This is a genomic window from Clostridium sp. YIM B02555, assembly GCF_022320955.1.
Lineage (GTDB): Bacteria > Bacillota > Clostridia > Clostridiales > Clostridiaceae > Clostridium > Clostridium saccharoperbutylacetonicum.
Genome location: NZ_JAKJJY010000001.1, coordinates 457,796 through 471,769 on the forward strand (window position 1 = coordinate 457,796; position 13,974 = coordinate 471,769).

Here is a 13,974-nt window from a genome sequence, read left to right on the forward strand (position 1 = left end):
GTATTATACATATTCTGCAAGAATAGCAAACAATTATTAATTAACGGGACATATAGATTGTGTTATAATAAATTATGTAAAAAAAATACTAAAATATAATTGAAATTTGTATTAAATTAAAATATAAAATTAAAGAAATAGTAATTTAGGAATAAGAATTAGGGGGGATATGCTTGCAACAATTGAATCTAGAACAACAAGAAGCTTTATTTAGAGAGCAAATTGAAAGAAAAAGAAGGTATTGTTTTTTCAAGAGAATGATGGATATAATATGTTCATTGATTGGGCTTATAGCATTAGTTCCAATATTTCTTATAGTAGCAGTTGCAATTAAGATTGAGTCAAAAGGACCAATAGTTTTTATTCAAAAGAGAGTTGGGAAGGATGGTAAAACTTTTGGTATGTATAAGTTTAGGTCCATGGTGGTCAATGCAGAAGAATTAAAAGACAAGTTATCTGATAAAAATGAGATGTGTGGCCCAATGTTTAAGATGAAAGAAGATCCAAGAATAACAAGGGTTGGTAAATTTATTAGAAAGACAAGCATAGATGAGCTTCCTCAATTAATTAATATATTAAGAGGGGAAATGAGTCTGGTAGGACCAAGACCATCGCTTCCAGATGAAGTTATGAAGTTTGAAAGTTGGATGATGCAAAGATTAAGTGTTAAGCCAGGTCTTACTTGTTATTGGCAAGTGTCCGGAAGAAATGATATTGGATTTAGAGAGTGGATGAAACTAGATGTTAAGTATGTAGAGGAGAGAAGTTTGCTAGTTGATATACAATTAATATTTAAAACATTTTTTGTACTCTTTGGAGATGAGCATGCAAGTTAAGGGAGGGAACAATGAAATGAAGATATGTTTTGTAACATCAAGTGGAGGTCATCTAACACATTTAATACAATTAAAGGAATGGTGGAAGGATAAAGAGAGATTCTGGGTTACTTTTGATAAGGAAGATTCAAGATCAATATTAAATGGTGAGCGTAAATACTGGTGTTATTTCCCTACCAATAGAAATATTAAGAATCTTATTAAAAATACATTTCTATCTATAAAAGTTTTAATTAAAGAAAAACCAGATTTAATTATTAGTACAGGGGCTGCGCCTGCTATTCCATTCTTTTATATAGGAAAATTATTAGGTGCAAAAGTAGTGTATATCGAAGTATATGATAGAATTGATAAACCGACTATAACTGGAAAAATTGTTCATCCAATAAGTGATTTATTTATATTGCAATGGGAAGAACAAAAGAAATTCTATTCTAAAGGTCAAGTTTTAGGAGGGATATTTTAATGATATTTGTAACTGTAGGAACACATGAACAAGGATTAGATAGATTGTTAATCGAGTTAGATAGATTAGTAGAAACTGGTGAAGTAAAACACAATGTATTTGCTCAAATAGGATACAGTAACTATATTCCTAAAAATTATAAATATAAAAAATTACTTGGATACGAAGAAATGGAACTATATGTAAAGAAGAGTGACATAATTATAACTCACGGTGGTCCAGGAAGTATATTTCAAGCATTACAACATGATAAAATACCAATAGTAGTACCAAGAAATTCGGAATTTAAAGAGCATGTTGATAATCATCAAATACTTTTTACAAAAAGGTTAGAGAATTCAGAAAAAATTTTAGCAGTTTATGATATTGATGAATTAGCTTCAAGAATTAATAATTATGAAAATCTGATATTGGGATGTAAAATTGGTGATTCTGAAAAAGATAATTTTATTAGAAAATTTGATAAATTGATTATGAGCTTATAATTTACAATTACAGATAAGCAAAATAGAAACGGGATCAATGAAAAGTGATTTTTATTGGTCTCATTTTTTATTAATATATTCGATAAAAAATTTCTATGTGGAAAATAATTCATTTTACATAAAAGCGTGATGTATGGGAAATAATTTAGTAGAAACTTAATTGAGTAGGAGCTTAAATTACATAATATATGTTGCAATTGATGATGCTTAATTTATATTTTAGATAAAAATTGAAGTTGTGACTGCAATACTTATAGAGAAAGTTTGAGGAATGAAAAATGAATATATTATATATTAACAGGGGAATGGGTGTAGGTGGAGTTGAAAAATGTATCATTGAATTGACTAGATTATTTATGAATGACAATAAAATTGTAGTAGCCAGTATGGGTGGAGAATTAGTAAAAGAATTAATGGATATGGGAATTAAGCATTATAAGATAATAAATACTGATTCTAAAAATATTTTAGACATATTAAGAAATGTAAAAATTATAAATAAGATAGTTAAAGAGGAGAAAATAAATATAATACATAGTCACCATAGAATGACAACATTGCTTGCGAAAGTAGTATCAAAAATTACTAAAGTACCAATTATTCATACTCAGCATTTATGTATTGACGATAAATTTAAATTTACTAAGATGACTTTAGAAGGGGTAAGTATTATAACAGTGAGCAATGGTGCTAAAGAAGCTTTAGTGAATAAGTGTGACTTAGACGAAAGTAGAATAACTACTATTTATAATACTGTTAATATTGAAAATGCGAATGAAGAAATAGATAAAATACTGCTTAAATTAAAGGCTGAGAACAGATTTGTAATAGCACAGATTAGCAGGCTGGTTGATTATAAGGGTGTATATGATTTTTTGAACATTGCTAAAAGTATTAATAAAGAAGGAAGTAATATAAGATTTATACTTATTGGTGATGGGGAAGAGAAAGAGAATATTAGAAATTTTATTAAAAAAAATGCATTGGATGATTTTGCATTTATTTTGGGAAATAAGGATAATGTCATTAATCAATTAAAATATATAAATTTGGTATTATTATGCTCTTATATTGAAGGCTTGCCATTAACACCTTTAGAAGCATTTTCACAAGGAGTGCCAGTTATAGCAACCAATATTCCAGGAACGAAGGAAGAAATTGAAAATGGAATAAATGGTTATTTAGTTGAAATGAAAGATATTGATGGATTTAAGGAAAAAATAATGAATATATATCAGAATAAAGAGAAATATATAATGATGAAGAAAAGATGTGTAGAAATATTTAATAGGAAATTTAATAGTGAAATATATTTTAATTCTCACTTAGATGTATATAAGGCAAATTTAAAAAATAGCAGGTTCATGAAGTAGGTAAAAAAATGATAGGTAAAATTGTTAAGTATTTAAAATCTTTTATAAGAATTATTATACTCAAATTAAAGTTCGGAAAAAAGATAAAATTTAAATTGGCCAATATAAAATCTTTGTATATAGGTAAAAATGTAAAAATAAACATAAATATCGGATGCAAATTATGTTTTGGGGAGAATGCATATATTGAAGACTTTTGCAGAATAGAATGTCTAAAGGGGAATATATATATTGGAGGTAATACTTTTCTTAATACAAATTGTAATTTAATAGCTTTAGTTGGAATAAACATAGGTGAAGATTGTCTTTTTGGATCTAATATAGGAATTTATGATCACGACCATCGGTATGATATGAAGGATTTACCTATTACAAAACAAGGTTTTACAATGGGTAAAATAAAGATAGAAGATAATGTTTGGATAGGAAGTAATTGTACTATAACAAAAGGTGTAAATATAAAAAGTAGAGTAATTGTAGCTGCAAATTCAGTTGTTACTAAAAATTTAGAAGCGAAAGGTATTTATGGAGGGGTTCCTAGTAAGTTAATAAAGAAGTTATAAAACTTTTTTCGAAAGGAGAAAAGGATGTTTTTCTTTTTTAATGTTTTATTTGAAATATTTTTATTTCAAAATTGTTTTGTTTACATCTTTCCAATCTTTAATAATATAGATGAAGCATACACACTTTTATTACTAATTTTAACGATTTGTGCTTTAATAAATAAATTTCGCAAAAAAGCACTTTTTTCAATAGAAAAGAAAATTACATGGTTTATGTTTATTTTCATGATTATAGGGGCTTTGAGTACAGTGATTTTTAAAATTCAACCTGAAAAAAGTGCAATTTATAAAGATGCATTTAATATAATAAAATTTCCTGTTTTCTATATATGTGCTTTAGTATTGTCAAATGGATTGAATAAAAAAAGGCTGTTAACCAGCGTAGCTAATAGATCACGGATTTACATAATGATTATATTCATATTCTCAATTATTAATATTTTTTTTGAAATAGGAATGAATATTGATGTAAGGTATGGTTTAAGAAGCTATAAATTTTTATTTAGTCATTCGACGTATTTGGTTTCATCTATGGTAATTATGATGTGTGTAATAATAGCAGATCAACATAAAAAGAGTGATCTAATATTCATTATTGAGTCAATAATCATATTAATTTTAACCTTCAGAAACAAAGCATTTGTGTTTATATTGGCATATTTCTTTGAAAAGCTAATGTTAAAATATTTTAAGAAAATAAAATTAAAATATATTTTTATACTTGGAATATTTGGAATTTTAATAACCTATAAAAAGATAGTAGAAGTTGCATCCTACGGGATTATAGCTGCAAGACCTGCACTTTATATTGTTGGTTTTAAGTTAGCGCGTGATCATTTTCCATTTGGAGCAGGCTTTGGAACATTTGCATCTTATTTGTCAGGCCAATATTATTCACCAGTATATGATATGTATTCAATTAGCACTGTAATAGGATTAACAAGGGATATGTATGACTATATGGCTGATACGTTTTGGCCATATATATATGGCCAGTTTGGTTTTGTTGGATTTGTACTCTTTGTTGCTGCAATAATATCTATATTTATATCAATAAAAAGACGGTATTATCTAAATAAAAAAAATATGCTGGCAGCATTTTTGCTGTTTTCATACATTTTAATTGCAAGTACGGCAGAAGCTATTTTTACGGATGTTACTGGAATATTCATTTTTATGGTAATGGCTACTTATCTAGGTGAAAATAGAATATATACTAAAATTAAAAATGATAAAAATTATGATAATAATACTAATAATGCTATAGATACACGGAGGATAATATGAATACTATACCTAAAGTAATACATTATTGTTGGTTTGGAGGAAAAGAAAAACCACAGTTAATTAAAGAATGTATAAATTCATGGAAAGTAAAATTACCAGATTATAAGATAATAGAATGGAGTGAAAAAAATTTTAAGATAGAAGAATTTGATTTTACTCAAAAAGCATATAAAGCTAAAAAGTGGGCATTTGTAGCAGATTATTGTAGAATTTGGGTTTTGTATAATTATGGCGGTATTTATTTAGATACTGATATGGAAGTTTTGAAAACTTTAGATGAATTCATAACAAATGAAGCTTTTGCAGGAATAGAAAGAGACAAAATAATAAATGCTGCTATTTTAGGTGCTAAGGCTAAAAATGATTTTATAAAAAATATAATTGATTATTATAATGATATAAATTTCATAGATTATTTAGACGATTTAGAAAAGATGGCTATACCACTTATTATTACCGAATTAGCTGCTCATGAAGGATATAAAGGAAATAAGAAAATAGAAAATGTGAGAAATATTATTACAATTTATCCAAAGGAATATTTTTACCCTAAAAATCATTCATGGGAAAGAGCTGATGTTACTAAAAATACATATACAATACATCATTATGAGGGATCATGGAGGAGTAAAAGTAAGATAGGAAAATCAAAGTTGAAACAAATTTTAATTAATGTATTTGGATATGAGAGAATTATTAAGTTAACAAATCAGTTAAAAAAATAATTGTTACATATGGCTGAGGAGGTATAGAGTTGGACTTAAGTATAATAATACCTGTGTATAATTCAGATAAGACTATATCTAAATGTATTGAAAGTATATTAGAGCAAGATTTAAAGGAAAAAGAGATAATATTAATCGATGATGGATCCATGGATAATTCACTACATATATTATTGGAATATGAAAGAAAATATAATTGTGTTAAAGTAATAGCCCAAGATAATATGGGACAGGGAGTGGCTAGAAATAATGGGATTAAAATTGCAGCAGGAAATTATATTACTTTTGTTGATAGTGATGATTATATATCAGGAATTAGTTCATATTCTAAATTTATAGATAAGTGTTATAAAAATGATTTGGATTTATTAATTTTTAATTATATGATAGTTCAGGACAATGTAAATCATGATATAGCTACATTTACAGAAAATGTGATTTTTTCTAGTGAAGAAGTATTGAGTAAGTTTTTATTAAGCAATGAAGTAGAGGGGTACAGTTGCAATAAAATATTCCAAAGCAAGCTTTTTAAAGAAGATGGAATTAGATTTATAGAAGGAAAAAAGTATGAGGATATTCCATTAGTAGTAGATGCAATAATTCTGAGTAATAAAATAGAATTTGATAATACTAAAACCTATAATTATGTAATAAATAATTTATCAACAACTAGAAATATAAATATTAATACATTACATGATGAAGTGGATTCTATGGAACTTATTATAGAAAAGGTAAAAAAATTAAATTCTACGAAAATGAATTTGAATTTGCAAACTTATATTAAGAAAAGAATAAAAACGTATTCAATATATCGATTAAAGAATTTGCTGAAATTTAAATTAAGCTTCAAAGAATTTTGGGTTATTAACAAAAGGTATATTGAGTTATTAAGAAAGGTTGTGTGATCATGGGGAGAAAAATTAGAATAGAGCACGCAAGTAACCCTTTAAATTATGGAACAAATATGATGGTTACAAATTTCATGTATTATTTAGATAAACATTTAGGAGAAAAAAATGAATATTTTTTAGATGTATTTAATGATAAGGATTTACAAAATTTTAGAAATCAATACAAAGAAGGAAATATAAAAAGAGAAACAATTGATTACACATTAACTTACTCTAATAATATTGTGGAAAAAGCTATAAATAAGGTAAAAAGAAAAGTTGCATTTAATTATTTTTATAATAATCAGGTGGAAAAATTAAAAAAGAATACAGATAGGTTAGTAATATTAGGTGGAGATGATTTATCTGAATATTATCAAATTGATGCTCTTAAAAGGGAATTATCGCGTATTAAAGACATTAAAAAGACTATTAAGACATTTTTAGTTGGGCAGACAATAGGGCCATTTCACAAGGAAAGGATGGAATTAGCTAGAGGATCATTAAAAGATATACCAATCTATTCAAGGGATCCATGGACTACAAATTATATAAAAAATAATCTTAAGATTTCAAAATGCAAAGAATCGGCAGATTTAGCATTATTGCCACTGCCTTATCAGGATGATGTAAAAATTAAAGAAAGTATATTACATAAGTATGAATTAAAGGGTGAAGAATACATAACCTTAGTTGTATCGGGATTATATCATAGTTACTGTGAAGATAAGCAGCTATATTTGGATAACTGGATTAAAATTATCATCTACTTAAAAGATAAATTTAAAGATAAAAAAATAGTATTTTTACCCCATGTCCTTAGAAACTCACAATATGATGATAGAAATATGATAAGGGAATTACAACAAAGATTAGGTGAAGGAAAAGAATATGCGTATATATATGATGAAATGATGCCATTAGAGGCAAGATTTATACTTGGAAATGGTATGTTCACTATTACTGGAAGAATGCATGGCTCAATATCCACTTTTCAATCAAGAAAGCCAGCCATAAGTATATCTTACAGTGTTAAATATAATGGAGTAATAGGTGAAGGTCTTAAACTAGGTAATACTATTGTTGATGGATTAGGGATGTCTAAATGGAATAATTATGGAGTTGCTAATGAAGTAATTAGGAAGGTTGAATATGTATTAAAGAATGAATCGCAAATAAAGGATCAAATAAATAGATCGGTATCTAAGGCGGAAATTAGCATTCGGAATATGATTGAAGAAATAGGAATGAAGATTAAGTAAGATGCCTTATTTTATAAATGGAGTTGCAGTATTATGCGAATAAAAAATTCTCTAAAAAACTTTGGATCAGGTTTGGCAATTAATTTAATAACTAACCTGTTAGCATTTTTTTCAAGAACTATATTTATAAATGTTCTTGGAAAATCATATTTAGGAGTTAACGGATTACTTACTAATGTGCTTTCTATGTTATCTTTGGCTGAATTAGGTGTTGGAACTGCTATTAATTTTAGTTTATATAAGCCAGTAGCAGAAGGCGACAAAAAAAAGATAACATTGCTTATGAATTTTTATAAAAGAGTTTATAGATGGATTGGATTATTAGTTTTTTGTGTTGGACTAATGTTGATGATGTTTTTAAATGTAATTATAAAAGATCCTGGAGATGTTAAAAATATAAAATTAATTTTTTTTATATATCTTGTTAATACGTCATATTCATATCTTATGAGCTACAAAAATACCTTATTAAGTGCAAATCAAAAAGATTATATGTTAACTTCAATTAATATAATTTTTAGTGTGATGATTACAGCAGCGCAAATTATAGTATTATTAATAGCTAAAAATTATATTATGTATTTATTAACTAATATGCTTGTGCTTTTTATTCAAAGGCTTTACATAAATAATAAGATTACTAAAATGTATCCATTGCTAAGAGAAAAAATCACAGAAAAGCTGTCCGAAGAAGATTTTAAAGCAATAATTAAAAATGTAAAAGCAGTGATGTTTCATAAAATTGGAGATTATTGCATAAATGGAACAGATAATATAGTCATTTCTGCATTTATAAGTGTAAGTATGGTTGGATTGTATTCAAATTATTCAATGATAATTGCCATGGTAAATGGAATAATAGTAATGTTTTTTAATAGTATGACTGCAAGTCTTGGCAATTTAATAGCAACAGAGTCAGATGAAAAGAAAATTGAAATTTTTGAAATAATAAATTTTATTGCATTTTGGTTATTTGGTTTTGCAACAATTTGTTTTTATAATTTGTTGAATCCATTTATAGAACTTTGGCTTGGAAAGGAATTTTTGATTTCCAGTGCAATATTGATTATCGTTTTATTAAATTATTACCTTACAGGAATGAGGGTACCTATATATGCCGTTAAGACAGCAGCTGGAATTTATGATGAGGATAAGTACACACCATTAATTCAATCAGTAGTAAATTTAGTTCTATCCATAATATTGGTACAAAGCTGGGGATTAGCAGGAGTATTTATGGGAACATTAGTTTCAAGTATAGTATTACCATGCTGGCAGAGACCTTATATTGTTTGCAAATATGCCTTAAAAACTTCGTCTAAAGGATATTTTGCAAAATATACGCAATATTTAATTACGATATTAGGAGTTACCTTCGTGATATCCAAAATATTAAATGTATTTTACTTAGAAGGCAAGGTTATTAATTTTATAATTAAAATTTTAATATGCGCGGCTATTCCTAATCTAGTATTTCTACTACTATTTAGAAAGACAAAAGAATTTCAGCAGGTATTAAGCATGGCAGATAGGGCTTTAGGAGGAAAAATAAAATGGATAAAATGGTTAGCATAATAACTCCATGTTTTAATGGAGAGAAATTTGTAAGCAGATACCTAGAATCTATATTAAATCAAACCTATAAAAATATAGAGATGATTTTTGTAAATGATGGTTCGGCTGATAAAACAGAAAGTATTGCTAAATCTTATATTTCGAAATTTAAGGAAAAAGGAATGAAGTTCAAATATATTTATCAAGAAAATGGAGGTCAGGCAAGTGCTTTGAATAAAGGTCTTGAAATTTTTGAAGGAGACTATTTAACATGGCCTGATTCTGATGATGTATTGACAATCGACAGCATAGAAAAGAAAATGTTGTTTTTAGAAAAGAATAAGGAATATGGATTAGTAAGGACTGATGCTGCTATAGTTATAGAGAATAACTTAGATAAAATTCAAGGACGTTTTGCAAAAAATAATGCTAATAAGTTAAAAGAAGACTTATTTTTAGATTTAATTACAGAAAATAGAGTTTGGTTTGCGCCAGGTTGCTATATGGTGAGGGCAAAATCATTCTTAGATGTAAATCCGAGTAGAACAATATATGAAAGCAGGGCAGGACAAAATTGGCAAATGTTACTGCCTATTACTTATAAATATAAATGTGGCTTTATTGATGAAACGTTGTATTTATATGTGATTAGAGAAAATAGTCATTCCCATAGAAAAATAGATTATAGAAAAATGCTAGAGCGCTGTGATGATCATCAAGATATATTGGTAAATACAATTGAAAATATGGATATTCAGAAAGATGAAAAAATGAGGTACTTAAATATAATAAAAGAAAAATATATAAGAAAAAAATTGTATATTGCTAGCGAATTTAAAGACCATAAGTTAGCTGATAAACAATATAGTATATTAAAGAATAATAATATAGCCAATGTCAATGATTTTATTCAATGCTTAAGTTGTAAAAATACAATATTAAATATTGCAATCAAAGGATTTATAAAAATAAAGAGGTGTTTAACATAATGATTGATATAGTTAAAAAATCAGATTGTTCAGGATGTTATTCATGTGCCAATATATGTCCTAAAGAATGTATAAATATTGAAGTCGATGATGAGGGGTTTGGATATCCAGTAATTAATAATGGGGAGTGTACAAAATGTAATTTATGTGAAAAAGCATGTCCTGTAATTAATGATCCTAAAGCTCAAAAGATAGAAATTATAGCATATGCCTGTAGAAATAAGAATGAGGATATTAGAAAAAGCAGCTCATCAGGAGGTGTATTTACATTACTATGCGAGGAAGTAATTAAAAAAGGCGGTGTAGTATTTGGAGCTGCCTTTGATGAGAATTATGAGGTTAAACATATAGGAGCAGAAACTATAGAGGAATGTGAAAAACTGCGAGGGTCAAAGTATGTACAAAGTAAAATAGGAAATACATATAAGCAAGCTAAAGATTTTTTAAATAATGGAAGATTAGTTTTATTTAGTGGAACTCAATGTCAGATAAAAGGCTTAAATTTGTTTCTGAATAAGAGCTATGATAATTTGATTACTTCAGAAATAATTTGTCATGGGGTACCAAGTCCTAAAATTTTTAAATTGTATAAGGAAAATCTTAAAAATAAATATAATTCAAACATCAAAGATATACGATTTAGAGATAAAGCATTAGGTTGGAATAAATTTAGTTATGTCACAGAGTTTGAAAATAATAAAATTTACTCAAAAACTTTACATGAGGATATATACATGAAGGGTTTTTTGCATGATTTATATTTAAGACCATCATGTTATGAATGCAAAGCAAAGAATTTTACAAGTAATAGCGATATTTCATTAGCAGATTATTGGGGCGTAGAAAAAAAGCATTCAGAATTTAATGATGATAAGGGTATATCATTAGTTTTAGTAAACACAGAAAAAGGAAAAGAAATATTTGAAAAAATATCTTGTGGCATGGAAGTAATAAAAAGTGATATAGGATATGCTATAAGTAATAATCCATGCATTGTTAGGCCAGTTAAATATAATAAAAAACGAGAGAAGTTTTTTAAAGAAGCGGAAGGGAAAAATTTAGAACATTCTATAATGAAGTATACAAAAACTACTTTAGGTAAAAGGATAAAAGGTAAAATACAATCAAGTTTAGGGAAGTTAAGGGAACGTTGAATTAAATTGTATTTTAAGTATTGATTTTTATTACAAAAGATGGATAGAAGGTGAAAACATAAATGTATTTATTGGAGTTAAAGAATATTAATAAGTACTATAAATTAAATGGAAACAAAAAAGTTTATGCATTAAATAATATCAACTTGAATTTTCATAAAGGTGAATTAGTATCTGTTATTGGGGAATCAGGTAGTGGAAAATCAACATTAATGAATTTAATAGGAGGATTAGATTCTGAGTATTCTGGAGAAGTAATTGTAGATGGAAAAAATATAAAAAAATATGAAATAAAAGAACTTGATAAATATAGAAAAAATACAGTTGGATTTATTTTTCAAAGCTTTAATTTAATATCACATCTATCTATTTTAGATAATGTAACAATAGCTATGACTTTATCTAATGTTAGAAAAAAGGAACGAGTTACACGTGCAAAAGAAATATTGAATGAACTTGGATTAATAAATCACATATATAAGAAGCCCAACCAATTATCTGGTGGACAAAAACAAAGGGTGGCTATTGCAAGAGCTTTAGTTAATGATCCAGAAATGATTATTGCTGATGAGCCTACAGGCAGTTTAGATTCTAAGACATCAATGAAGGTTTTGGAAATACTTAGGAAGATTGCTGAAAACGGTAAACTTGTGATTATGGTTACTCACTCTGAGAAGGTGGCTTCTTACTCCAGCAGAGTGATTAGTATAGCAGATGGAATGATAATTGAAGATAGAGAAATTTTTAAATTAGAAAGCAGCGTTAATGAAGAAAAAGTAAAGGTTAATAAAAAAGGTCAAAAATTAAGTATTATTTCTTCTATAATGTTAGCTATTGTTAATATGAAAAGAAAGTTAATACGCAATATACTTATTTCTATAGGAGCCAGTATTGGAATAATGGGAGTTATTTTAATGTTATCCTTTGGAAATGGAGTTAAAGCTTATTTTAATAATACAATGAATAGTTATGTAAATCCTTTGGTAATAGAAGTTAATATGTCCAGTGATGATACAGAAACGGTTAACTTGGATATTGCTGCTGTACAAAAACCAAATATTAATACACAAAAAACATTCGAAGAAGAAGATATACAGGCTTTATCAAAAATAGAAAATGTATCTTCAATAGAAAAAGGCTATAATATAATTTCTATGGGAGTTAATTCCCTAACTTATAATAATAAAACAAGTAATTTAATGAGATTATCAACGGTGTCATCAAACATAATAAACTCCAATATTAAAGAGGGAGCATTGCCTAAAGGTGGAGAAATATTAATTAATAAGTCTGCAAGTGACAAACTTGGAGATGATGTTATTGGTAAAAAAATTAGTATGCATATATTGGTCAATCAAAAAATCATAGATAAACAATTTGTTGTCAGCGGAATATATACTGCGGTTGGTGGGGATTTAACCTCAATAATGAAATCTGCTTTTTTGAATTACTCAGATTTAGAAAACTTGTATTCAGAAAATAAATATACATTAAAACCAAATGCAGTTTATATTAATACGAGTAGTGAAAAATATACAACTGCAATTAAAGATAAAGTTAGGGAAATGGGATATTCAGTTTCTTCGCAAGAGGAAATGATGAAACTATTTGACCAAATGATAAGTATTTTAACATATGTACTATCAGGGATTGCAGCAATATCTTTGGTAGTATCAGCAATTATGATAATAGTAGTTATGTATATTAGCGTTGTAGAAAGAACAAAAGAAATAGGGATAATTAAAGCCATTGGTGCAAGGAGAAAAGATATAAGGAGAATTTTTGTTTGTGAAGCATTTTTAATTGGAGTTTTTAGTGGTATTATAGGACTCGCTTTTGCATTCTTATTTATGAGGGGGATAAATATCATCTCAAATAAATTGTTTGGGATTAAATTAGTTTTAATAAAAAGGTCCTATGAAGTATTTGGAATAGTAGTAAGTATAATTATAAGTACAATGTCGGGATTGTTACCAGCAAATAAAGCTGCTAGGTTAGATCCAGTGGAATCGTTAAGAAGAGAATAGCTTAAGTACATAAAAATTTGAATATATTAAAATATGAGAGTAGCTTAAATATTGTTCCATCACAAATATCATCAACTAAATATTTAAAGTTTTAAGAAAATAAAACAATGCTTTTTTAGATTTAATTGTAAGGGGGTGCCTATCAAGGTGATTGAATTTTGTTAGAGTTTTTATATAAAATTTAACTATCATAACGCAATATTATATTATGTAGCTCCAAATACATGATGGTAGCAAGTGTAAACTTGCAAAAAATAGACGATTAAGAGTAAAGATTGCTCATATTTTTGTTATAGATGAAGTGCATAATTTTTCGCAGAATATACTTTTTTATGCTATAATACAATGATATTAGTGAAA

The 13,974-nt window shown here is 27.0% G+C and carries 13 protein-coding genes; all 13 read left to right on the forward strand.

What is annotated here, in order from left to right; translation table 11 throughout:
* Positions 1-173 precede the first annotated feature (173 nt).
* The 13 genes from L3B98_RS02000 (at position 174) to L3B98_RS02060 (ending at position 13,614) form a co-directional block, all read left to right on the forward strand.
* Complete coding sequence (locus L3B98_RS02000) at positions 174-836, forward strand: sugar transferase (protein ID WP_238915409.1); 663 nt, start codon at positions 174-176, stop codon at positions 834-836.
* Positions 837-852: 16 nt separating this feature from the next.
* Positions 853-1,302: a UDP-N-acetylglucosamine--LPS N-acetylglucosamine transferase gene (locus L3B98_RS02005; RefSeq protein WP_026106437.1), complete on the forward strand. Its 450-nt coding sequence runs from the start codon at positions 853-855 to the stop codon at positions 1,300-1,302.
* Complete coding sequence (locus L3B98_RS02010) at positions 1,302-1,787, forward strand: glycosyltransferase (protein ID WP_238915411.1); 486 nt, start codon at positions 1,302-1,304, stop codon at positions 1,785-1,787. The genes L3B98_RS02005 and L3B98_RS02010 overlap by 1 nt, the downstream gene beginning before the upstream one ends.
* A gap of 278 nt (positions 1,788-2,065) precedes the next feature.
* Positions 2,066-3,160: a glycosyltransferase gene (locus L3B98_RS02015; protein WP_238915412.1), complete on the forward strand. Its 1,095-nt coding sequence runs from the start codon at positions 2,066-2,068 to the stop codon at positions 3,158-3,160.
* Positions 3,161-3,168: 8 nt separating this feature from the next.
* Positions 3,169-3,723, forward strand: a complete 555-nt coding sequence (locus L3B98_RS02020) for an acyltransferase (RefSeq protein WP_238915414.1) — start codon at positions 3,169-3,171, stop codon at positions 3,721-3,723.
* Between the two features lie 456 nt (positions 3,724-4,179).
* Positions 4,180-5,010, forward strand: coding sequence for a hypothetical protein (locus L3B98_RS02025; RefSeq protein ID WP_238915416.1), 831 nt, complete (start codon positions 4,180-4,182; stop codon positions 5,008-5,010).
* On the forward strand, positions 5,007-5,735 hold the full coding sequence (locus L3B98_RS02030) for a glycosyltransferase (protein WP_238915417.1): 729 nt from the start codon (positions 5,007-5,009) through the stop codon (positions 5,733-5,735). The genes L3B98_RS02025 and L3B98_RS02030 overlap by 4 nt, the downstream gene beginning before the upstream one ends.
* A gap of 29 nt (positions 5,736-5,764) precedes the next feature.
* Entirely contained in the window at positions 5,765-6,643 is an 879-nt protein-coding gene (locus L3B98_RS02035) for a glycosyltransferase (RefSeq protein WP_015391287.1), read from the forward strand.
* 2 nt (positions 6,644-6,645) lie between these two features.
* Complete coding sequence (locus L3B98_RS02040; protein WP_238915423.1) at positions 6,646-7,890, forward strand: polysaccharide pyruvyl transferase family protein; 1,245 nt, start codon at positions 6,646-6,648, stop codon at positions 7,888-7,890.
* 33 nt (positions 7,891-7,923) lie between these two features.
* A complete protein-coding gene (locus tag L3B98_RS02045; protein ID WP_238915426.1) occupies positions 7,924-9,465 on the forward strand; it encodes an oligosaccharide flippase family protein in 1,542 nt (513 codons plus the stop codon).
* Positions 9,444-10,433, forward strand: coding sequence for a glycosyltransferase family A protein (locus tag L3B98_RS02050; RefSeq protein WP_015391290.1), 990 nt, complete (start codon positions 9,444-9,446; stop codon positions 10,431-10,433). The genes L3B98_RS02045 and L3B98_RS02050 overlap by 22 nt, the downstream gene beginning before the upstream one ends.
* Complete coding sequence (locus tag L3B98_RS02055; RefSeq protein ID WP_238915428.1) at positions 10,433-11,587, forward strand: Coenzyme F420 hydrogenase/dehydrogenase, beta subunit C-terminal domain; 1,155 nt, start codon at positions 10,433-10,435, stop codon at positions 11,585-11,587. Before L3B98_RS02050 ends, L3B98_RS02055 begins: the two co-directional genes overlap by 1 nt.
* Positions 11,588-11,649: 62 nt before the next feature.
* Positions 11,650-13,614, forward strand: coding sequence for an ABC transporter ATP-binding protein/permease (locus L3B98_RS02060; protein WP_238915434.1), 1,965 nt, complete (start codon positions 11,650-11,652; stop codon positions 13,612-13,614).
* The last annotated feature ends 360 nt before the right edge of the window (positions 13,615-13,974 follow it).

Excerpts from the sequence above, each read along its gene's own strand:
- L3B98_RS02045 (WP_238915426.1), top strand. The coding sequence starts at position 7,924 with ATGCGAATAAAAAATTCTCTAAAAAACTTTGGATCAGGTTTGGCAATT.
- L3B98_RS02055 (WP_238915428.1), top strand. The coding sequence starts at position 10,433 with ATGATTGATATAGTTAAAAAATCAGATTGTTCAGGATGTTATTCATGT.
- L3B98_RS02025 (WP_238915416.1), top strand. The coding sequence starts at position 4,180 with ATGAATATTGATGTAAGGTATGGTTTAAGAAGCTATAAATTTTTATTT.
- L3B98_RS02050 (WP_015391290.1), top strand. The coding sequence starts at position 9,444 with ATGGATAAAATGGTTAGCATAATAACTCCATGTTTTAATGGAGAGAAA.
- L3B98_RS02010 (WP_238915411.1), top strand. The coding sequence starts at position 1,302 with ATGATATTTGTAACTGTAGGAACACATGAACAAGGATTAGATAGATTG.
- L3B98_RS02040 (WP_238915423.1), top strand. The coding sequence starts at position 6,646 with ATGGGGAGAAAAATTAGAATAGAGCACGCAAGTAACCCTTTAAATTAT.
- L3B98_RS02020 (WP_238915414.1), top strand. The coding sequence starts at position 3,169 with ATGATAGGTAAAATTGTTAAGTATTTAAAATCTTTTATAAGAATTATT.
- L3B98_RS02060 (WP_238915434.1), top strand. The coding sequence starts at position 11,650 with ATGTATTTATTGGAGTTAAAGAATATTAATAAGTACTATAAATTAAAT.
- L3B98_RS02005 (WP_026106437.1), top strand. The coding sequence starts at position 853 with ATGAAGATATGTTTTGTAACATCAAGTGGAGGTCATCTAACACATTTA.
- L3B98_RS02015 (WP_238915412.1), top strand. The coding sequence starts at position 2,066 with ATGAATATATTATATATTAACAGGGGAATGGGTGTAGGTGGAGTTGAA.
- L3B98_RS02030 (WP_238915417.1), top strand. The coding sequence starts at position 5,007 with ATGAATACTATACCTAAAGTAATACATTATTGTTGGTTTGGAGGAAAA.